The sequence below is a fragment of the Planococcus sp. ANT_H30 genome, from assembly GCF_008369335.1.
GTDB classification, from domain to species: domain Bacteria; phylum Bacillota; class Bacilli; order Bacillales_A; family Planococcaceae; genus Planococcus; species Planococcus kocurii.
Genome location: NZ_VOBJ01000006.1, coordinates 79,179 through 100,282 on the forward strand (window position 1 = coordinate 79,179; position 21,104 = coordinate 100,282).

Consider the following 21,104-nt stretch of genomic DNA (forward strand, 5'->3'; position numbering starts at 1 on the left):
TAGCAAAATTAGGGGTTAAAAGTAATATCCAATGTTCTGTTTGAATACATAATATAAGAATATCGAGGAATTCAGTTTATTATTAATTGAAATAAGGTATCCTTAGTTATAAAAGCTTTAGTTAATAACTAGTGCTACCTTTAGCTTCTATGTAGTGAAGTATCTGGAAATGGGTGATATGAAATGTTGAAATTACATACGAGCGACTTGACTGATTTAGAAAAGAAAATACATCGTTTGTTATCGGAAGAAGCTTCTAAAAATAGCAAATTAAAAATAGTAGAGTCAGCTGAACTATGCGGAGTTTCACCTTCGAAAGTTTCAAAGATGGTTCGTAAATTAGGCTTTGATAATTTTAAACAGTATAAATTATACTTTAGTGGCCAACAAGAAGAAATGAAAGTTAAAAAAAAATCCAGTGAAATTGAGCGACTGATATCCTTTTTAGTGGATTATGATCCAAAAATTGTGGATGAATTTACAGCGGTATTTGAAAATTTTAATAAAATAATTATATACGGTTTAGGTCCTTCCTACATAAGTGGAGAGTATTTTTCATACAAACTTTCTACTGTAACAGACAAAAATGTGTTTGTTACTCAAAATGAGGAATATGCTATACGATTAGCTGATAAAGAGACATTATTAATAGTATTATCAGTAACAGGAACATTTGCATCTTTTGAAAACTTGTTTGTAGAAATGAAGAAAAAAGATGCCGAAACGATGTTGGTATTAGAGGAACATATTGATGTAAAGGATTCTGCGGTAGATTACATAATTTTTTTAACAAAATATACTCAAAGTGATGAATTATTAGCGTTCGAAAAAACTAGAACAGTGTTTTTTATATTTATAGAGGAAGTAATTACTAGATTAAAAAAGAGGGCACAACTGTAGGTTAAAAAAATAAACTCAAATACGACTAATATGTTTAGAAAACAAGAACCCCCTAGCGAAAACAAGTGAAAACTGTTTTCGCTAGGGGGATTTAAATACGTACAGATATTTTTTGAATACTATATTCTTGTTGGTTCTGAAAACGCTGGGCGCTTCCATAAATACGTTAATGCAATTCCTACTGCTAAGACGACAGTAGCAAAATAGAACGGATAGTTTAAATCAATGTCGAAAAGAATACCGCCAATAATCGGACCGAAAATATTACCGATACTTGTGAACATGGAGTTCATGCCCCCGGCGAATCCTTGTTCATTGCCGGCGATTCGTGACAGATAAGTAGTAACGGCTGGACGCATCAAGTCAAAGCCGACAAACACGACCATGGTAACAAGCAAAATCGACCAGTAACTCGTAACGAAAGTCATAATAAATACTAAAACGGTTGACACAAAAAGACTGTAACGAATCAATCGGATTTCACCGAACCGTCGCGTTAGTTTATCAAACAAACCGACTTGGAAAATGACTCCGACAATTGCGCCGAGTGAGATAATCACGGCAATATCTTTTGCCGTAAAGCCGAATTTGTGATCAACGAATAACGCGAAAAGCGATTCGAATGCGGCCAGACCAAATGATGATATGAGAATAACCATAAAAGCGATAACATACATCGGTGAAAAAATTCGTTTCCATCCTGATTTTGGCAGGGGTTGGTGTTTTTCCTCAACTTCGTAGCTGCGATTGGGTTCTTTTAATGTGATAAGTGACAAAATCGTTGCAAACAAACCGAATCCTGCTGCAAAGAAGAAGGGAAGTCGCGTGCTGATATCGGCTAAAAACCCACCGATTCCTGGACCGATAATAAAACCGGTAGAAATCGCCGCAGACATATAACCTAAAGCTTTTGGTCGTGTGCTACTGGTCGTAATGTCAGCAATATAAGCCGTAACAGCCGGCATAATAAAGGCTGCGCTGACACCCCCGAGAATACGAGAGGCAAACAGCACTTCTACTGTTTCACCAATACCGAATAGAAATTCGGAAATACTGAAGATTGACAGGCCGATAATGATCATGGGTTTACGACCAATATTATCTACCCATCGTCCGGCAATAGGAGAAACAATGAGCTGAGCTAGCGCAAAAGCAGAAACCATATAGCCCACGACAGTTCCTGAGATGCTTAATTCGTTCATAATGGTCGGAGTTACTGGAATGACCAGTCCAATCCCTAGAAATGCGATAAATAGATTGAGTAGTAAAGTTGAAAGAACTAATTTATTTGTTTTCATGCAGTGATCTCCTTATAATCTTCGTGCTTAATAGGTGTTTCTGGTCTGCTGTGATTCGTGTATTAATGGATTAAGCCACGCCAAAAAATTGGCCAAACTGCTTGAAGTCGCTTTTCATATCTTTCGATGCCGCTATAGACAAGTTCAGACATCGTTCCTTCAATTACAGTCAGATAAGCTAACGCTGTATTTGAAAAATCTACAGAGTGTAATACGTTTTCATAGCGATGTCTTTCTCGTAATAAACGAGTAAGATGCTGGTGCATCAGGTCAAAAAACGGATTAAACAACTCGCCGACTTCTTTTTCTAATTTGAGTGGAGGGAAATAAGCAACACGCAAGATAAACTTCATTCGTTCGTTGTCTCTGCTTTCTTTTGCCAACCAATCAAAATAACCGAAAAGAAGAGTTTCTAACGATTCATTTTTCGTAGAATTAAAATAACTAGCTAACTGAGCTTTTTGAGTATTGAGTGAATACTGAAGTGCAGAAATAAATAAATCATCTTTTCCTTTGTAATGGGCATAGATAGATGGTTTTTTGATTCCAACTTCTTCAGCGATTTTACTGAGAGATGCGCCTTCAAAGCCTTCTTTTGCAAAATGGCTGACAGCGGTTTGGAGAATAAGATCTGCTTTCACTTTTTCACCTTCCTAACGGTCGTTAGGTAATAATCTCATGATTAATAGAGGTTTGTCAATTTTTCAAGCTTTTTATCAAATCTCTCTAATAGAACAATAAAAGACGCCTATTCAAACCCTGTAAGGAAATGAATAGGCGTCTTTTATTTTAATAAGTCAATTAATCATCTTCCACCGAGTAAGTCAAATAATCCACCAGCGGCACTGCCTTCCCCTTTCGAACGACCAGCAGGGTTTTGTGGAGCGGCTGCAAATACACGACTCGCTAATCGGCTGAATGGCATCGATTGAATCCAGACACTTCCGGGACCACGCAAAGTTGCAAAGAATAAACCTTCACCACCGAACAATGCTGTTTTAATGCCCGGGACTGTTTCAATATTGTAATCAACATCTCCGGTCATGGCGACTAAACAACCCGTATCCACACGCAATACTTCTCCTTTTTGAAGGTTTTTTCGGTAAATCGTACCGCCAGCATGTACAAACGCCAAGCCATCTCCTTCCAGTTTCTGCATAATAAAGCCTTCACCGCCAAAAAATCCTGCACCCAATTTGCGCTGAAATTCAATGCCAATTGAAACTCCTTTGGCAGCAGCTAGGAAAGAATCTTTTTGACAAATAATCTTGCCGTTTAGCATGCTCAAGTCCATAGGAATAATCTTGCCAGGATAAGGCGCAGCAAATGACACATGGCGTTTACCTGTTCCATTATTAGTGAATGCCGTCATAAACAAACTTTCACCTGTGATAATTCGTTTTCCTGCGCCCATTAGTTTGCCCATCAAGCCGCTGCCACCTGAACTTGTAGAACCGTCTCCGAAAATCGTTTCCATCACAATACCGTCTTCCATCATCATTAAAGCTCCTGCTTCTGCAACAACCGTTTCAGCTGGGTCTAGTTCTACTTCCACAAACTGCATATCGTCTCCGTGCAACTTAAAATCAATTTCGTGGTTATTCATTATTATTCCTCCTCGTTTGTTTATGGACTTATGTTATATAATGAATACGTCTATAGAGATAGAAAGTTTCATATAAACAAGCGGTTAGAAGAGAAGGAATGGAGTTGGATATAGTGAATGCTGAAGATTGGATTACCTATTTAGACATGACGGCGCATCCCGAGGGAGGATATTACAAACAATCGTTCGTTTCTCCTGAAAAAATCAGGACCACTGAACATCCGGTAGAACGAAATTTGTACACCAGTATTTATTTTTTGTTGCGATCGCAAGATATCTCTCGTTTTCACCGATTGAAATCAGACGAGCTGTGGTATTTTCACGCAGGTCATGCCGTTACAGTGCATATTTTAGATGCGAATGGAAATTATCGTGCTGAAAAACTGGGACTGGATTTAGCGGCAGGGGAAAGGCCACAAGTATTGGTTAAAAAAGGCAGTATTTTCGGTTCAACAGTAGAAGCGGCAGATACATTTTCACTAGTGGGCTGCATGGTTTCACCAGGTTTTGATTTTGAGGATTTTGAATTATTGCTGCAGGCGGAACTGCTTGCACTCTATCCTGAACACGAGCAAATTATTAAGAAAATGGCTTATGAAAAATTCTAATTAAACTATCAGAGCTAAAGGATACATGCTAGACTTATGAAAGACGAAGCAAAGGGTGAGGGAAAGTAATGGGGAATTTTTTATTGATATCTATTATTGCGGTTGCGATATTTGTAGGGATCGCTTCTAAGAAATTTTACGACAAGCCCTATATTATGAATTTTGGGATTGCTGTAATGATGGCTTTATTGGTTATACAGACATTTCAAATGACACCAATTGGCGGACTCGGCTATGCCGCTATTATTCTTTGTTCGATTGCATTTTTGTTCCAAGTGGTGATAGGTATTAGAAATTTAAAAACAGTTGAATAATCAAAAAACAGTTGAATAATCAAAAAACAGGCCAGATGATCTTAAATCATCTGGCCTGTTTTTTTACATCATAAACATATTTACAGCTGATTGAGCGCATGGTCAATGTCGTCTTCACCAGAAATAATGGCAAACGTTTTGTTGAAGACATGTTCGTTATCAAGCGAATGCAAAAGGACACGCGCTACATCTTCGCGAGAAATTTGTCCCGATTCCAAGTCCTCTACCGCTAGTATTTTACCGGTACCGGCATCGTTTGTTAAAAGACCTGGGCGAATGATGGTATAGACTAGACCGCTTGCGCGTAGAATGTTATCGGCATGATGTTTTGCGACATAATAATGAGCCATATCTTCTTTCCACATTTGCCGTTTGTCGGCATTGATGGCACTGATCATGAGAAAGCGTTCTGTCCCCGTTTGTTCGGCGGCTTCAATGGTTTTTGCAGCACCGTCCAAATCAATCAGTAAGGTTTGATCGGCTCCGGTTTTGCCACCGCTACCAGCTGCAAAGACCACAGCGTCACAATCTTTCATCGCTTCAGTAATTTCTTCAACACTGCCTTCGAGGCTACTTAATACGGATTCTACTCCGAGACCATTGAAATAGCTGATTTGTTCTTCTTTACGGATCATCGCTTTAGGTGTGTATTTATCACTATCAGCAAGCATTTTGACAAACTGCCGTCCGATTTGTCCATTTGCCCCAACTACCAACACTTTCATCCCAATCACCTCTCCAGAATTTTTCTATTCTCTCCTATCATATACCTCAAAAAAGTCATTTCAAGAAGTACTTCTGTTTATTTGTTCTGAAAAATGACAATTAGCCAAAAAGGGGACTATATTCTCAAGTTAAGTTTAGTATAATGGAAGGTATCTTACAGATTCTATTGCTACTGATTTTAGGAGGAACACAATGAACCCGATGACAGAAACGAAAACGACAAAATTGCAAAAAATCAAGCCAAAGAGAGAAATACCGCCTGACTTTTCACAATTTAAAGGGGAAAGATTGGATAAGGAACCGAGTCGGTTTTTCGAAATGGTCAAACAAGCACTTTGGTTTTGTGTAGGTGCTAGTATTTTAATCGCAATGATTTTTTCGCTTTTTTATTTTGTTTAAACTAAAAGGGGGACTATTGAATGATTCGTTATCCTGCTACTACCATTAAAACAATGGGCATTACCGCACCGTCTTCAGGAGTGGGAACTGAGCACCACGATCTTCTCAAACTGACGATTGAACGGCAAGAGCAGAAGGGGTTTACTGTTGTGACAGGGGACACGGCTTGGACTCAAGAGTTGGCTAAATCAGCTCCTGCTAAAAAGCGTGCAGAAGAATTTATGGAAATGATGACCAGCACAGAAATTGAGTTGATCTTCCCGCCCTGGGGTGGGGAATTATTGATTGAGATGTTGGAATATGTAGACTTCACAAAGATACAAACGAAATGGGTACTTGGTTATTCTGATATCAGCGTGTTGTTGTTGGCTATCACGTTGAAAACCGGTATTGCCACGGCACATGGTACGAACATTATTGATTTGCGTGGTGAAAAAAGCGATGAAACAACAGCGCGCTGGCTAGATATTTTAAAAACAGCAAAAGGAGAAACTGTAAAGCAAATTTCTTCTAAACTCTATCAGAAAGAGTGGGACCATTCCATTGCTTCACCAGTCGTCTTTCATTTGACAGAACCGACTAAATGGCAAACGGTTTCGGGAACCGAGGAAATATTCTCAGGCCGCTTGCTTGGAGGCTGCATTGATGTGATCCATCACCTAATTGGAACACCATTCGGAGAAGTTCAACCATTTAGGGACAAGCACATTCCGGGCGAACAGGTCATTTGGTACTTAGAAAACTGCGAAATGTCAGTGGCGGATTTAAAAAGGTCGCTAACGCAAATGAAATACGCGGGATGGTTTGACAATTGCTCAGGTATTCTCTTTGGGCGAAGTATGGCAAATGAGCCGGTCGGTGGATACACTATCGATAGAATGTACCAAGATTTAACAAAAGAATTAGAGTTACCGATTGCGTACGATATCGATTTAGGTCATATGCCACCACAGATCACATTTATCAATGGCGCACATGCAGAAGTACGAGTCGCAGACGGTAAAGGAACTGTGATACAGAAATTCATATAAAAGCGTTGATGAAAATCTGATGGTCAAATTTATTTAGTAACTAAAAGGTGTATTGGACTTGTCCAATACACCTTTTAGTTTGTACACGGCTATTCATTCAATTTATAAAGTTTATCGTCACCGTCTGCAGGTGTGCCGCGACCGTCCGTGTTGTTCGTGATAAAATAGAGCGAGTCGCCATCAGAAAAAACATCTCGGACACGGCCAAACCCTTCAATTGAATCTGTCACTTCAGCACTCTTAGGATCCACCACTTTAATTGCGGTTCCTCGAAGCGCAGCTACGTAAAGCAGACCATTATGCATGTCGATTCCACTTGGCGCCCAAGTATCGCTAGAGCCTGTTGTGTAAAAAGGAGCCTCCATGCCGTCTTTTGACTGATCGCCTTCGATTGTAGGCCAACCGTAGTTATTGCCTTGTTCAATAATATTGATTTCATCATTGGCGGATTGACCATGTTCAGACGCGAACATCGTGTCATTGTCCCAAGTCATTCCTTGTGGATTGCGATGACCGGACGAATAAATTTCAAACTCGTTGGCTGTATTGAGTTTCAATATTTTGCCGTTTACTGAACCTAAGTCTTGTGCAAGTTCAGGAGTGGAAGCATCACCAATTGTTGCAAAAAGTGTCCCATCATCGTCCAATTCTAAGCGGCCACCATGATGCACATTCCCTGTTGGAATACCTGCTAACAAGACATCTTGTTCTTGCCAAGTTCCATTTTCTAAAACAAGTGTGACGATTTTATTGTAATCTTCGTCGTCTTGTTCGTAGACGTAATAGCCGTATGCAGTTTGACTTTCTTCAAAATCTTGTGCCAAAACAAAGCCTAAAAATCCAGCTTCTGAAGCTTCAGATAAACTATCAGAAAAATTGACGCTTTGCCGTGTCATGACCCCTTCTTTGTCTATATGAACAACTTTTCCTGGTCGTTCCGAAATATAAAATTCATCATTTATTTTATTGATCGCCCATGGAGCTTCAAGCCCTGACGCAATTTCTTCAAAAGGGGCGTTCGCTTTGTCTGGATTAGGAGCCTCGTTAGCGCAAGCTGCTAAAAGCAGTAGGGAAAGTGAAGAAACTAAAATTTTTCTCATTCAGAAAACCTCCTTTTTTCTATCATAATTGAACAAACTGCCTATAGGCAATAATCTAATGAGAGAGGTGAACTTATGCCATTATTAAAAGACGTTAAAGAACAAGGAGAAATTCGTAAAAAACAGAACTTGATTCGCGTCATGACATGGGTGTTTATAGCGATTGCGCTCGTACTTATTTGGTATTTTACTAGCTAAAAAGGCGGCATAAATTCAACTGCAATACACAAAAAAACCACGGTTAACTCGAATTGTTCGAGCTGACTGTGGTTTTACTGTCTTAAGAGGACTTTTTTTTCGTTTGAATTATTTCTGCGATAACGACACCAATCGTGATACCCAATAGCACATTAATAAGCAAAGGACTTAAAAATTGATCGCGGAAAATAGTTGCAACTGTCAGTATGTAAAAAGCCACTTGTGAAGTTTTTGCAACTGCCGGTAATGCGTCTTTCGGATAGCGCGTGCGGCCTAATTGAAAAACAAGGAAAGCCAGTAGTAAAACTAAATAATAGGGCCACGTTAAAACAGCGATCGTATTATTGATCACTGCGAAAATCAACAGCGGTATAAGATAAAACAATAGCGATTTCACATTAAAAGCCTCATTTCTCCTTATTTTTTCATGTTATTTTGCTGTCTGCGAACTGCCAGCAAATAAAGATTGTAAATGGAAAAAATAACCGCGACGGTAACGATAACGACCGAAATCATCGGATAAACAGAAACTCCACTTTGCATCATTTCAATAATGCGGGAATAGACGATCCATGGTCCAATGACCAAAATGAAAATATCGAGTGCAGTACCAAGTTTTGTTCTCATGAGGTTCCTCCAATAAAAGATAATACATTTATCTTATCAGACTTTCGCTGAAGAGTATGCACAGAAACCAAAACAGCCACCCTGAAAAGATAAGGGCGGCTGACACAGTTTGGACAGATTATTTATGTGCGCGAAGTTCAGTTCTGGCTAAGGCGTCGGCTGCCCGATTTTGAGAATCTGGAATCCATTTGATAAAACAAAAATCAAATTGGTCGCCGAGTTCAAGCGCGTGTAAAAGCAATGGCTTAAACTTAGCATTTTTGATGCCTCTTTTTTCAAAAGCGTTTACCGCTACTTGGGAATCAGATTTAATCGATACCATTCCAGATGTTAACCCTATTGCTAGTTCCAATCCCTTTACGAGCGCGGTGAATTCCGCAGTATGGTTGTCCATTTCACCCACGTATTCGCTCCAGTGAATCAAATGGCCTTCCCCTCGAATAAAAACACCGACTGCACTTACTTGAGGTGAACCCGCAGTCGCCGCATCCACAAACACTTCAAGCATCTGATCACCTACTTTTCGTCAATGGGTTTGATGATTTTTGCCAAATAGCCGAAAGGCGTAGCCATGACAGAAACAATAAACTTCAATACATATGTTGAGATGAAAATTTGAATCCACACATCAAACGGAAAAACTCCCCCAAATGCAATGGATGTAAAAATTAACGTATCCAACAACTGACTAATCAACGTAGAGCCGTTATTGCGGATCCAAAACTGGCTATCTTTTGGAAACATTTTGCGCAGTGCACTGAAGATGATGACATCTAGATGCTGACTGGCGAGATAAGCTACCATGCTACCAATAGCAATTTGCGGAATTAAACCAAAAATGGTTTCCAACGAATCTTGTGCGAAATCACTGTCATCCGGTATGAACTTAATCCCGAACTGCATGACTAGTACCATAATGAGCAAAGAAGAAAAACCAAGCCAGACAGCTTTTTTGGCTTCTTTTTTGCCATATTTCTCGTTCAATATATCGGTCGCGAGAAAAGTCGAAGCATAAAGGCTGTTGCCTAAAGTTGCTGTCAATCCTATGATTTCGATCGTCTTCGTTACTTGGATATTAGCCAAAACGGTCGAAATAGCTACCCACGCAAACAATCCAGTCTTTCCGAAAAATTTATACATGATTACTAACAGAACAAAATTGAACAAGGCAAAGCCAAGTCCCCAAAATTCATTAAACAAAATACGTCCTCCTTAGTTTTGGTAAAGCGGGAATTTGCGAACCGCTTGGTACCGTAAAAATGTCCTCAGTTAGTATAACTATTGTTGGAATAAAAAACAAATGCGTAGTAGAATGAAGAAATGACGATTTGCAGTGAGGTGACAAAGTGAAAAAAATGTCTATTATTAACGAAATTGATGAAATGATGACCACATACTGTGAAGGTTGCTTTGTGAAATCTCAGCTTCGCAAAGATGAAGGAAAGACCGCTGCTCATAGATTTTGTATTAGCAATTGTACAGTTGGAAGTCAACTGCAATTCCTTGGAAACGAACTGAATAAAGTCGGAACCGGCAGCAAAGCGTAACGACTGGTTGTTCTTCAAAACTATAAAAAGCAGAGACGGAATTCCCGCCCCTGCTTTTTTCTATTAGTTTATTCTGAATCAATTTGGATAACATTTGCAGCCTGAGGTCCACGGTTGCCATCAATAATATCGAACGATACAGTTTTGCCTTCATTCAATGTTCGAAACCCTTCACCTTGGATGCCGGTAAAATGAACAAATACATCATCACCGTCATTATACTCAATAAATCCGTAACCTTTTTCTGAGTTAAACCATTTCACTGTTCCCTGGTGCATGCGAGTTCCCCCTATTATTGAGTATGTCATGGACCTATAGACGCCATGTTATGGATGGGTATACTATACATGAAGCCTATGGAAACGTCAATAATCGTTGGGAATACAGGCATTTTGCTTCAACTTCAGGTTATAATAGAAGAAACAAGCGATTGGAGCGGAAGTATGGACCAGGAAAAAATCAAGCAATGTCGCAATGAGGTTAAGAAAATCTATGAACAGTTTGATGCTAGCCATGATTGGCAGCATATCGAACGGGTCATGAAAAACGCCAAAATGATTTTGCAACAAGAAACAGCAGATGCATTTATAGTCGAATTGGCCGTACTTTTACATGACGTTTCGGACCCGAAGTATAAAAAGCCCGAGGAAGACTTGGAGCGTGATATTCTGAATCGTTTAGAACTTTCAGATGCTCAGCGCCAAGAGATTCAGAAAGTTATTGAATCGGTTTCTTTTAAAGGCGGCAATGGCAAACCGGCAACGAGCATCGAAGCGAAAATCGTCCAAGACGCTGACCGATTAGATGCTATTGGTGCAATCGGGATCGCGCGAGCATTTGCTTACGGTGGGGCAAAGGGACGTAAGTTGTACGACTGGAACGAACAGGCACGTACAAAAATGACGGAAAATGAATACCGCGAAGCGCAAACCAGTAGCGTCACACATTTTTATGAAAAGCTTTTATTGTTGAAAGACCAAATGACTACGAAAACGGGTAAGCACATGGCTGAAGAGCGCCATGAATTTATGCTAATCTTTTTAAAGCAACTACAAACAGAAACGGATGGGAATAAATGAGCCACTTAAATATTACGAAGTTAACGAAAACTGTTGGAGCAAAAACATTATTCAAGGATGTCGAATTTTCATTATATCCAGGAGAACGCGCAGGTTTAATCGGCGTAAACGGTACAGGGAAATCGACTTTAATGTCAATACTAGCGGGATCAATGGATGCAGATAATGTTGTCATGGACCACCCGAAAAAATATCAAATTACGTATTTAATGCAAGAACCTGAATTTGATGAATCATTGACTGTACTCGAAACAGTTTTCTCAGGGAAATCCCCGATTTTAGCATTAAACCGTGCTTATGAAAATGCCTTGAAAAATATGATGGTCGATTCAAGTTCTACACAATTACAAGACGAGTTGATGGATATTCAAGAAAAAATGGAGCAAGAAAATGCATGGGATATTAATGCCTTGGCCAAAACCGCACTGTCAAAACTAGGGATCGATATGTATGACCAAGTAGTACGTGAATTATCAGGCGGTCAGCGTAAACGTGTGGCTCTTGCGAAAGCATTGATTGAACCAGCAGATTTGATTCTTTTGGATGAGCCAACAAACCATTTGGACGCGGTGTCAACTGAATGGCTGCAAGAAACCCTGTTGCGCATGGGTTCAGCTATGCTTTTTGTCACGCATGATCGGTATTTCTTGGATGCGGTTTCTACACATATTTTCGAAATAGCAGACCAAACCATGTACACGCACAAAGGCAACTACGGCGATTATTTGGAAAACAAAGCGATTCGTGATGAAATGAATGCATCGTCTCAGCAAAAATTAGAAAACCGTTTCCGTTCTGAGTTAAAATGGATTCGCCGCGGTGCAAAAGCTCGTTCGACTAAACAAAAAGCGCGGATTCAGCGTTTCGATGAAATCAAAGAAAACGTGCAAAAAGAAAACGACAATACATCGCTTGAACTATCCATGCAAAGCCAGCGACTTGGCAAGAAAATCATTGAAGGCCAAGACATGGGCGTTGCTTATGGGGACAAACAAATCTTCAGCGGCTTTGATTTCCTGTTGCAAGGTGGAGATCGCATTGGAATTGTTGGACCAAATGGTGCCGGGAAATCGACGTTGATGAAAATGCTTGCCGGAGAATTAGAACCAACTTCAGGAAAAATGGAATACGGCAGTACCGTGAAAATTGCTCACTTTACACAGCATTTGCCTGAAATGGATGAATCGCAGCGCATGATTGAATACATTCAAGAAACGTCGAGTGATTTTGAAGCAGAAAAAGGTGTTCGTTTATCGGCAACTCAAATGCTTGAACGTTTCCTATTCCCGTCAAATGGTCACGGCACGCAAATTGGTAAATTATCAGGCGGCGAGCGAAAGCGTCTGTATTTATTGAAATTATTGATGGAACAGCCGAATATCTTATTCCTCGATGAGCCGACAAACGATTTGGATATCCAAACACTATCTGTTTTGGAAGATTTCTTAGAAAACTTCCCAGGCGTAGTTATTACAATTTCGCATGATCGCTTTTTCCTTGACCGCATTGCCCAGAAATTGTGGACAACAGGAACAGGAAAAATCGAAGAATATCAAGGTCTTTACTCTGAGTTTATTAAAGAAAAAAATAATCCGGTTGAATTAGCTGAACAACAGCTTGTTGAAACGGAAGTCGCACAACCAGCCAAAGTTAAAAAGAAAATGACCTACAAGGAGCAGCAGGAATACAACGGTATTCTTGATAAAGTTGCACAAACAGAAGCGAAGATTGAAGCTCGTGAGGAAGAAATGGCTTTAGCTGGGGCCGATTACGATAAATTGCAGAAATTGACCGAAGAAGTCAATGGATTAACTGCTGAGTATGACGCGTTAATTGAACGTTGGACTTATCTTCAAGAAATAGCAGAAACATGATCTATTAATTGCAGGAGGGATTTTTGTGAAAATTTTAACGATTGAACCGACACCAAGCCCGAATACGATGAAAGTGATCATCGACCAGGAATTGCCATTTGGCAAAAGTCATAACTACACGAAAGATAAGTTAGAAGGTGCATCTGAAGAAGTGCAGCAGTTGCTAGCGATTGACGGTGTAAAAGGCGTTTACCACGTAGCTGATTTTTTGGCAGTCGAGCGCATCTCTAAATTCGATTGGGAAATTATTTTGACGCAGGTCCGGAATGTTTTTGGCGAAGACCGTCAGCATAGTGGAGAAGAAGTCCAATTAGACGAGCATTTTGGAGAAATTTATGTCCATGTGCAACAATTCAAAGGAATTCCACTGCAAGTCAAAGTGTTCGATAATAGTTCAGAGCAACGCTTTGGTATGCCAGAACGTTTTGTCGCGGCGATGAAGCAAGTTTTGGACCCGACAGAAGAAAACTACCTCATGCAGCGTAAATGGGTGGATTATGGCGTTCGCTATGGGGATAAAAGTGAAATTGGCAAAAGCCTGATGGAAGAAATCGAAGCTGCGTATCCACAAGAACGATTAGTTGCAATGACGACGAAAGAAGATGCAGCCCAAGCTGAGTCAGCCCCTCGTGGTCAAAGAGTGTCAGTAGAAGACTTTGATGCACCCGACTGGGAAACTCGCTTTCAGCTACTTGATCAAATGATTGAGGCAGATGTTGATGATTTACCGTTACTGGCAGCGGCATTAAACGATGAAAAAATGTCGATTCGTCGTCAAGCCGCTATTTTCCTAGGCGACGTTAAAGACAAAGCTGTTGTGCCCTATGTTGAACGTGCGATGAAAGACAAGAGCTGGGCTGTCCGCAGAACAGCAGGCGATACCATCAGCGATCTCGGTTTTGAGGAATTTGAGCCGGTTATGCTTGAAACCTTACGTGATAAAAACAAATTGGTTCGTTGGAGAGCAGCGATGTTCCTCTATGAAACAGGAACAGAAGCCGCTTTACCAGGTCTGAAGCAAGCCGAAAATGATCCGGAGTTTGAAGTGAAACTACAAATCAAAATGGCAATTGCACGTATTGAAGAAGGCGAAGATGCAAAAGGGTCAGTTTGGAAACAAATGACCGAAGCGCGTCAAGCGATAAAAGAGGAATAGTAGAAAAGGCCCGTGACTAAACAGTCACTGGCCTTTTTTTTGCTTGTTGGCTGCTTAGAACTGCATTAAATGTTTCCTCATTGCTGTTAAGAGGTAAAGTGCTGGTAATCAAACTAATTATAATAGTTGCTATACGAGGAGGAAATAAATATGTCAAACAATGTTTTTTCAATGGAGATTTTATACAGCGGAAAATATGAATCATGGGAGTTTGAAAATCGACAAAAACGCGATGTTTTTTATGAGCAAGTCGTTCAGCAGTTTGCTGATCAAAAAATAAATGGTCAAGAGGAAGGGATCGATGATACACGCATTGTCCAACTGTCTTCTAACAATCTGAAAATCCAAGAAAATGGAGAATACGCTCAGGATACAAGGTATGAATGGTTTGAGTACGATGTATTTAGCCAAATGTTGGACTTTATTAACAACAAGTATAACCAAAGCGAGTAAGTTTGTTAGAAAATAAATTTTTAAATGCAATCAAATATAAAATGATAAAGTGTAGAAGTACAAAGACTCGGTGAATAAAGATGTCTTTTGAATATTTTTTAAAAAGCTATTGCTTTTTTTACTTAGACTTACAAAGCTAGTACTAAAGAATTAATGAGTTAAAACGATGCCGATAAATAGTCAGAGCATACTGAAAATATCTAAAACTACCCAATTCGGGTAGTTTTTTTATTGCTAGAAATATGTGATAGGCTATTTCGGGTTATCATAAATATAGAGCAGAATAGGTATTTAAAATCACTTTATATAACAAAAGGCATAAAGTTATTTATTTTTAATAAAAAAAATAAACAATATTAGGTCCATGTATACGTTTGTTGTTGTTAAATTTATGATATCTTGTAAGTATACATAGGAGGGTTACAGGTGAATCTTACGGTCAATGGAGTAGTATTGAGTCAAAAAAGAAGTGCACTTATCGTTAGAGAATTAATAAGAGAGTCTGTCGCAGAACATGCGAAAGACGTAGAAGAGTATTTAAAGGATTATCAGGTAGAAGACTTGGGAAGTTCGATTATTCTTCGTCCGCCGTCAATTGAAGGAATTCAAATTTCATTATTCAAGTCATCCTGAGGGGTGGCTTTTTATATTGTGTGGAAAAAGAAGCTATCTGCTATTTTAGTGTAGGTAAATCTTAGAAAACTAGATAGGCAAGGCGTTTTTAATGACTGCTTAGCGTTCAGAAAAATGGGCATACTCTTCATTTTGTTTAAGAGTTCACTGATGGTTAAGTGATTTTAAAAAAATTATATGTTAAAAAAACGAATGATTGATCTAGGAATGGCGATTAAGGTATTCCAAACCAATGAAAAAACAATTTCAAAAATTACCCCTATACTAAGGTCCATAAATAAATCAGTAAAACAGTTTTCTCTCTTCTGCTTGTTCTTCTTCATTGGTGGTCTCCTTGTCATGTTCTTCTAATTCGGCAAGGCGTGTCTTTGTATACGTAATCCTTTTGTCGCTTAAAAAGCATGGACCGACTGTAAAGAGCGTTGTAATGCCGTAACAACTGTAAACTTTTTCAACGGGGTCGTTGATTGGGTAAACCGATAGTTTTTCCGGTTGGAGATTTTACGCTTCTTTTTGTATCTGTTGCAGCAAATCGATTAATCCTTTTCCTCTGCCTTCTTCGATTGAGGCGAAATTTTCTAGTTTCCCTTGACTGCCATGAGCAAATAAGCAGGCAATCGGACATAGTACTCCTTTGTATCTTAATTAGGTAATGACAGTAGCGATTATCGGCAAATTCAGATTCAAGTGCCTTTTCGCGAACTGCTTTTCCTCCGAATTCTTTAATCTGACATCCTATCCATAGTGCTTCGTAATAATTCTCGGAAGTTACTCTTTCTATTATCGCATCTTTACGTAAAGGGAGCAGGGGTGTTTTCTGATTCCATGGCTGAATAGGCTGTAAAGACGTTCAAACCGAAAGTCTTTTTTCTGCAACTGAGTTATAAACGTTGTTAGAGACTGAACATTATCTAAGTGAAATCCAGGGACAATATTTGAGCATTTGTAAAATGAGACCACTTCACCGATCGCTTCTTTAGGAAAGCTCGGCTCTTTGTTGAGTTTGGTGTAATCTGTCTTTTCAATAATACGACTCTAGTCTCCTTTAATGAATGTTCCATTATCTATTCCTTTTAAGTAAACTCCTATTCAAATCCTTTCACGATGAAATTACCAACAAACTAGGTTACACTGAAATAGATAGGAAACAATATATTGAGAAAATCGATTTTAAAGAAAAGAGGCGAAAGCATGAACGCATATGATGAGTATATGAAAGGCATTGTCGTGCCTATGCGCCAGGAGTTGACTGGAGCAGGTTTTAAAGAATTATTGACAGCAGAAGAAGTCAATGAACATATGAGCAGTGCTAAAGGAACGAGTCTTGTTGTGATTAACTCTGTTTGTGGTTGTGCAGCAGGGTTAGCGCGTCCAGCAGCTATTGGAGCCATTCAAGCTGTGGAAGCAAAACCAGATCATTTAGTGACCGTATTTGCAGGTCAAGATAAAGAAGCAACTGCACAGATGCGCAATTACTTTGAAGAAGTGCTACCATCGTCTCCATCGATTGCCGTATTGAAAGACGGTGAATTGGCTCATTTTATTCCACGTGAACAAATTGAAGGCTACCCAATGGAACAGATTCGCGATCATTTGTCGCAAGTTCTTGAACAGGTGGCAGCTCAGTGAAAACAATAGTCACCACAGCATACCGGCCAACTTCGTCTGCATTGGCATGGGCAAATCGCGTTTCAGCAGAACTGGAAATTTTACAAGTTCCGCGCAATAAGCGTTCCATTGACCGGATGCAAGAAGATGAACAAGCTGATTTGTTGGTGTGCTTAAAAGAACGACTTGAGTTTTACCCAATGGGTAAAACCGAGCCGTTCTTTTTTCATCCGAACTCAGCAGCTTTTCGAACAAAAAGACCTCTTGAACAAGATCCGCTGATTGAAGTGGCAGGTTTAGTTCCAGGCGACTCATTTTTAGATTGTACATTAGGGTTAGCAGCTGACTCAATTGTGGCAGCACAGCGTGTTGGTCAAAGAGGACGAGTGGTGGGCTGTGAAAGCCATCCAGTGCTCGCTTACGTGGTGGCGCAAGGGTTGCAGCAATATAGCAACATGCCACATTTAGAAGAGGCGATGAGGCGTATTGAGGTAATGTCATGCCAAGCAGTTTCATTTTTGCGAACTTTGCCAGCAGATTCGATAGATGTAATTTACATGGATCCGATGTTTACAGAAGAAATAACAGAAGCTTCAAATTTTACGCCACTCAGAGGAACAGCTGACCGAGGGCAATTAACAGTGCAGTGGGTAACTGAGGCAAAGCGTGTAGCACGAAAAACTGTCGTTTTAAAAGCACATTTTCGTTCTCAGGATTTCGAACGTTTTGGATTTATTAGGCGCATGCGGCCCAATACCAAGTTCCACTATGGTGTCATTTCAATTGAACCAGAGAGTAAACAATAAAAACGGATGCTCGTTAGTTGGGAATTTAAAGTATAGCTATGTTTCAGGTTCGTGATCTCAAGCTGACAGTGTTCTGGAGTACATTTGGTTTCACTTATAGAACACATGCAGATTCAATTTATCTGCATGTGTTTTGTATTGTGAATCTATTTTCAAAGCAAGCTAATTTCTTGCGCAAAATATACCCCCCGTGGTATGTTTTGGGTGTATTCAAAATAGTTCTTTTTTGAGGGGGTGAGCCGTTATGTCAAACCAAGTAACAGTTTATTCAACGGATACCTGCCCACATTGCATCATGATGAAAAAACTTCTAGCGGCAAGTGATGTCCCTTATACGAAAGTAAACGTACAGCGAGACAAAGCGCCTCGTGCAGACAAACGACCAAATGGGTGCTTGGATTTGATCCAAACCGTGCCACGGAATTAGTGAACGCCTAAAACAACAAATGTGAAACCCACATTGAGTAAAATTCAACGAAAACTAAATTACCAGGAGGAATAACAAGTGAAAGTGATTTCGACGCAAGAATTGCAAACATTACTAGAACTAGGCAAACAAGTGAATATAATCGACGTGCGTGAAGCGTCAGAAGTAGCCGGTGGGAAAATTCCTGGAGCTGTCAATATGCCTTTAGGATTATTGGAATTTAAGATGAATGAATTGGACAAATCAGAAGAATACTATGTTAATTGCCAAGCTGGCGGACGTAGCGGTTCGGCATGTAAATTCTTAGACTATCAGGGCTATAAAGTGATAAATGTCGAAGGTGGCATGAACGCATGGGCAGGTGACATCGAGCGGATTGATAATTGAAAAAGCTTATGAGTTTAGCAATGGAGCTCAAGGCAAGTCTTTGTGAAAAGACACTGAAGAGTAAGAGTTGGTTTATGCAAAAACTGAAGATAAATAGCAAAAGGACTGTCAATGGACAATTGAATTGACAGTTCTTTTATTGCATAATGATGTAAAAAGTCTGATTTATCGACCATCTGAAACAAAAAACTCCCTGAAATTCAGGGAGTTTTTTTAGTGTTTATTAGTCTGTAAATGAAAGTGAAGTCAAGTATCCAAGCATAAACAGGAGACCCAGTCCGATTAATAATGATGCATCCACAAAAATTCCTCCTTTTCAATAAAAAAACAAGGCGTTGTTAATGACTTTATTGTACAATGAATTTCAAGAAGATGAAACCTTTACCCGCGAAATTCGTATAAATAAGCAAACCTTATGACAAAAATGTTCATAAAAGAAAAGGTGATATTGATGAAAAATTGGTGGCAAAAGTCGCTGATGATTACTGTTGCCGTTTTAACATTGGGAGCAATCTCTCCGAACCATTTAATCTGGGAGTCGCTTCTAGACGAAAAAGGTCAACCGAAATCACATGCAGCGGAAAGTGATAACAAACAATATATCTACGATTGGGTCGACCCCAGTGAGTTCTACGACACCGGTGACTCTTTTATCCATTCTGTGTATCAATCTGCAGAAGAGCAATCGTATTTGAAATTTGGTTCGCGAATTGGACCAGTTATTGGAGACCAGTTCCAAACCATGATTTTGCCAAACATTCAACGAGCGATTGATGTCCATTTGGCAACCCTAGATATCGGCAAATTAAAAAAATTAGCCATTTCTGAAAAGCCATCTGGTGATTATGCTGAAAAAATCTTCCATGTATATAACACTGAAACCAACAAAGACGAAATCCGTTTCCACGTTAGGACGGAGAACAAACCACAGCTAGGCTATTCTTTTAATTTTCACTATCATTTAGCTGAAGATGATTTCCAAAAGCATATTACGCTAGGAGACATCTACTGGTCTAAAAATACACCGCCGAAATGGCTTTCTTAAACCGCCCAATTTTGGCGGTTTTTTTTATGTGTGCTCGATTTTTTTTGCCAAACTAGCGTAACTGGTGCGTCCAAGGGAGAAGGAGAAAGAGAAAGTGTGTGAATTTATCGGTTTATCGAGTGAACCATAATGAGAGCGAAGAGGTTTTAGTAAATACAAATTTTCCGTATAATTTAAGATGTCTAAAATCTTTATTAACACCGGTAGTATTGTTATGATTAAACTAACAACGGAGGCGAGTTATATGAAGCAATATTTAGACTTATGCGAACACATTCTACATAACGGAGCAACAAAAGAAGATCGGACCGGTACAGGTACTTTGAGTGTCTTTGGCCATCAAATGCGATTCGATTTAACGGAAGGGTTCCCTTTAATGACAACAAAAAAAACGGCGTTCCGCTTGATTGTCTCGGAACTTCTTTGGTTTCTTAAAGGTGATACCAATATCCGATCTTTATTGCAAGATAATAATCACATCTGGGATGAGTGGGCGTTTGCACAGTGGGTAGCAAGCGACGAATACGCGGGACCTGACATGTCTGATTTCGGTCGCCGTGCACAAACAGATACGGAATTTGCGGAAGTATATAAGATTGAGATGCAAAGCTTTCAGCGCAAGGTAATTGAAAGTCCAGAGTTTGCTGAAAAATACGGAGACCTCGGTCCCGTTTATGGCAAGCAATGGCGTTCATGGGCGACAACAGAAGGTGGTACCATCGACCAATTGAAAAACGTCATTGAATCGATTAAAAAAAATCCAGATTCCAGACGTCACTTAGTGACCGCGTGGAATCCGGAATTTATTGATGACATGGCTTTACCACCATGCCACATTATGTTTCAATTTTATGTAGCGGATGGCAAATTGTCGTGCCAACTTTATCAACGCAGTGCAGATGTCTTTCTAGGCGTGCCTTTTAATATCGCATCTTACGCGCTATTAACACAGCTAATTGCCAGAGAATGTAACTTAGAAGTCGGTGATTTTGTTCACACAACAGGCGATACACATTTATATTCAAATCACCTGTCTCAAGTGCAAGAACAATTAGCTAGACAACCAAAACCACTGCCAACCTTAAAAATTAACGAGGAAGTCAAATCGATTTTCGACTTGAAACTAGAAGACATTACGATCGAAGGCTACGATCCACATCCTCGGATTAAAGCGCCTGTTGCAGTTTAATAGCAAGTACTAACTTTCATCTACAGTGTATCAATTAGTTTGAACTTCAAAATACTTTAAATAATACGTAATACCCGCGAAAAGCGGGATAGG

The 21,104-nt window shown here is 39.6% G+C and carries 28 protein-coding genes; 18 read left to right on the forward strand and 10 right to left on the reverse strand.

The genetic code is table 11. The features are described 5' to 3' along the window. Nucleotides 1-183: 183 nt before the first annotated feature. A complete protein-coding gene (locus FQ085_RS13045) occupies nt 184-900 on the forward strand; it encodes a MurR/RpiR family transcriptional regulator (RefSeq protein ID WP_058385204.1) in 717 nt (238 codons plus the stop codon). Nucleotides 901-1,019: 119 nt separating this feature from the next. Here the strand turns inward: FQ085_RS13045 and FQ085_RS13050 are convergent, their stop codons facing one another. From FQ085_RS13050 to FQ085_RS13060, 3 genes are all read right to left on the reverse strand, one after another. Then, complete coding sequence (locus FQ085_RS13050) at nt 1,020-2,198, reverse strand: MFS transporter (RefSeq protein WP_058385205.1); 1,179 nt, start codon at nt 2,196-2,198, stop codon at nt 1,020-1,022. Between the two features lie 62 nt (nt 2,199-2,260). Further along, complete coding sequence (locus tag FQ085_RS13055; protein ID WP_058385206.1) at nt 2,261-2,839, reverse strand: TetR/AcrR family transcriptional regulator; 579 nt, start codon at nt 2,837-2,839, stop codon at nt 2,261-2,263. 164 nt (nt 2,840-3,003) lie between these two features. Beyond that, nucleotides 3,004-3,804 carry a TIGR00266 family protein gene (locus FQ085_RS13060; protein WP_058385207.1) on the reverse strand — a complete coding sequence of 267 codons (801 nt, stop codon included), beginning with the start codon at nt 3,802-3,804 and terminating at the stop codon, nt 3,004-3,006. Between the two features lie 98 nt (nt 3,805-3,902). On the opposite strand from FQ085_RS13060, the gene FQ085_RS13065 reads away from it, so the two are divergent. Then, entirely contained in the window at nt 3,903-4,412 is a 510-nt protein-coding gene (locus FQ085_RS13065) for a cupin domain-containing protein (RefSeq protein WP_149456805.1), read from the forward strand. 68 nt (nt 4,413-4,480) lie between these two features. After that, a complete protein-coding gene (locus FQ085_RS13070; RefSeq protein WP_058385209.1) occupies nt 4,481-4,726 on the forward strand; it encodes a hypothetical protein in 246 nt (81 codons plus the stop codon). Between the two features lie 80 nt (nt 4,727-4,806). Here the strand turns inward: FQ085_RS13070 and FQ085_RS13075 are convergent, their stop codons facing one another. Next, nucleotides 4,807-5,451, reverse strand: coding sequence for an SDR family oxidoreductase (locus FQ085_RS13075; RefSeq protein WP_058385210.1), 645 nt, complete (start codon nt 5,449-5,451; stop codon nt 4,807-4,809). Nucleotides 5,452-5,644: 193 nt separating this feature from the next. On the opposite strand from FQ085_RS13075, the gene FQ085_RS13080 reads away from it, so the two are divergent. Both FQ085_RS13080 and FQ085_RS13085 read left to right on the forward strand, forming a co-directional pair. After that, on the forward strand, nt 5,645-5,851 hold the full coding sequence (locus FQ085_RS13080) for a hypothetical protein (RefSeq protein WP_149456806.1): 207 nt from the start codon (nt 5,645-5,647) through the stop codon (nt 5,849-5,851). Nucleotides 5,852-5,871: 20 nt separating this feature from the next. Then, complete coding sequence (locus tag FQ085_RS13085) at nt 5,872-6,882, forward strand: S66 family peptidase (protein WP_149456807.1); 1,011 nt, start codon at nt 5,872-5,874, stop codon at nt 6,880-6,882. A gap of 89 nt (nt 6,883-6,971) precedes the next feature. Here the strand turns inward: FQ085_RS13085 and FQ085_RS13090 are convergent, their stop codons facing one another. After that, the gene (locus tag FQ085_RS13090; RefSeq protein WP_149456808.1) at nt 6,972-7,982 is read right to left on the reverse strand and encodes a PQQ-dependent sugar dehydrogenase; all 1,011 of its coding nucleotides are present in this window, start codon (nt 7,980-7,982) and stop codon (nt 6,972-6,974) included. Nucleotides 7,983-8,057: 75 nt separating this feature from the next. Here FQ085_RS13090 and FQ085_RS18305 point away from each other — a divergent pair, with 75 nt between their 5' ends. Next, complete coding sequence (locus FQ085_RS18305; protein WP_262499797.1) at nt 8,058-8,180, forward strand: hypothetical protein; 123 nt, start codon at nt 8,058-8,060, stop codon at nt 8,178-8,180. An 82-nt stretch (nt 8,181-8,262) separates the two neighbouring features. Here the strand turns inward: FQ085_RS18305 and FQ085_RS13095 are convergent, their stop codons facing one another. From FQ085_RS13095 to FQ085_RS13110, 4 genes are all read right to left on the reverse strand, one after another. After that, nucleotides 8,263-8,577 (reverse strand): hypothetical protein, encoded by a 315-nt coding sequence (locus FQ085_RS13095; RefSeq protein ID WP_058385216.1) that lies wholly within the window; start codon nt 8,575-8,577, stop codon nt 8,263-8,265. A gap of 20 nt (nt 8,578-8,597) precedes the next feature. Then, nucleotides 8,598-8,807, reverse strand: coding sequence for a hypothetical protein (locus tag FQ085_RS13100; protein WP_058385217.1), 210 nt, complete (start codon nt 8,805-8,807; stop codon nt 8,598-8,600). 118 nt (nt 8,808-8,925) lie between these two features. After that, entirely contained in the window at nt 8,926-9,315 is a 390-nt protein-coding gene (locus tag FQ085_RS13105) for a ribonuclease HI family protein (protein WP_058385218.1), read from the reverse strand. Nucleotides 9,316-9,323: 8 nt separating this feature from the next. Next, entirely contained in the window at nt 9,324-10,007 is a 684-nt protein-coding gene (locus FQ085_RS13110; protein WP_149456809.1) for a queuosine precursor transporter, read from the reverse strand. Nucleotides 10,008-10,162: 155 nt separating this feature from the next. Between FQ085_RS13110 and FQ085_RS13115 the strand changes: the two genes are divergently transcribed. Further along, entirely contained in the window at nt 10,163-10,354 is a 192-nt protein-coding gene (locus FQ085_RS13115; protein ID WP_410477408.1) for a zinc-finger domain-containing protein, read from the forward strand. 68 nt (nt 10,355-10,422) lie between these two features. Here FQ085_RS13115 and FQ085_RS13120 read toward each other — a convergent pair whose 3' ends face one another. Continuing rightward, nucleotides 10,423-10,632, reverse strand: coding sequence for a cold-shock protein (locus tag FQ085_RS13120; RefSeq protein WP_058385221.1), 210 nt, complete (start codon nt 10,630-10,632; stop codon nt 10,423-10,425). 165 nt (nt 10,633-10,797) lie between these two features. Between FQ085_RS13120 and FQ085_RS13125 the strand changes: the two genes are divergently transcribed. The 11 genes from FQ085_RS13125 to FQ085_RS13175 all read left to right on the forward strand — a co-directional run bounded on the left by FQ085_RS13125 (nt 10,798) and on the right by FQ085_RS13175 (nt 21,011). Then, a complete protein-coding gene (locus tag FQ085_RS13125; protein WP_149456810.1) occupies nt 10,798-11,433 on the forward strand; it encodes an HD domain-containing protein in 636 nt (211 codons plus the stop codon). Then, nucleotides 11,430-13,307: an ABC-F family ATP-binding cassette domain-containing protein gene (locus FQ085_RS13130; RefSeq protein WP_058385222.1), complete on the forward strand. Its 1,878-nt coding sequence runs from the start codon at nt 11,430-11,432 to the stop codon at nt 13,305-13,307. Before FQ085_RS13125 ends, FQ085_RS13130 begins: the two co-directional genes overlap by 4 nt. 25 nt (nt 13,308-13,332) lie before the next feature. Beyond that, nucleotides 13,333-14,463: a conserved virulence factor C family protein gene (locus FQ085_RS13135; protein WP_149456811.1), complete on the forward strand. Its 1,131-nt coding sequence runs from the start codon at nt 13,333-13,335 to the stop codon at nt 14,461-14,463. Nucleotides 14,464-14,613: 150 nt separating this feature from the next. After that, nucleotides 14,614-14,916: a hypothetical protein gene (locus FQ085_RS13140; RefSeq protein ID WP_071154576.1), complete on the forward strand. Its 303-nt coding sequence runs from the start codon at nt 14,614-14,616 to the stop codon at nt 14,914-14,916. Between the two features lie 426 nt (nt 14,917-15,342). Next, a complete protein-coding gene (locus FQ085_RS13145) occupies nt 15,343-15,549 on the forward strand; it encodes a hypothetical protein (protein WP_058385225.1) in 207 nt (68 codons plus the stop codon). A gap of 1,191 nt (nt 15,550-16,740) precedes the next feature. Continuing rightward, nucleotides 16,741-17,178, forward strand: coding sequence for a BrxA/BrxB family bacilliredoxin (locus FQ085_RS13150; protein WP_058385226.1), 438 nt, complete (start codon nt 16,741-16,743; stop codon nt 17,176-17,178). Beyond that, nucleotides 17,175-17,963 carry a class I SAM-dependent methyltransferase gene (locus FQ085_RS13155; protein ID WP_149456812.1) on the forward strand — a complete coding sequence of 263 codons (789 nt, stop codon included), beginning with the start codon at nt 17,175-17,177 and terminating at the stop codon, nt 17,961-17,963. Before FQ085_RS13150 ends, FQ085_RS13155 begins: the two co-directional genes overlap by 4 nt. A 244-nt stretch (nt 17,964-18,207) precedes the next feature. Continuing rightward, nucleotides 18,208-18,390: a glutaredoxin family protein gene (locus FQ085_RS13160; protein WP_262499798.1), complete on the forward strand. Its 183-nt coding sequence runs from the start codon at nt 18,208-18,210 to the stop codon at nt 18,388-18,390. Between the two features lie 78 nt (nt 18,391-18,468). Continuing rightward, a complete protein-coding gene (locus FQ085_RS13165; RefSeq protein WP_149456813.1) occupies nt 18,469-18,777 on the forward strand; it encodes a rhodanese-like domain-containing protein in 309 nt (102 codons plus the stop codon). 451 nt (nt 18,778-19,228) lie between these two features. Continuing rightward, nucleotides 19,229-19,822: a YpjP family protein gene (locus FQ085_RS13170; RefSeq protein WP_071154572.1), complete on the forward strand. Its 594-nt coding sequence runs from the start codon at nt 19,229-19,231 to the stop codon at nt 19,820-19,822. A gap of 244 nt (nt 19,823-20,066) precedes the next feature. After that, nucleotides 20,067-21,011 carry a thymidylate synthase gene (locus FQ085_RS13175; RefSeq protein WP_149456814.1) on the forward strand — a complete coding sequence of 315 codons (945 nt, stop codon included), beginning with the start codon at nt 20,067-20,069 and terminating at the stop codon, nt 21,009-21,011. Nucleotides 21,012-21,104: the final 93 nt, after the last annotated feature.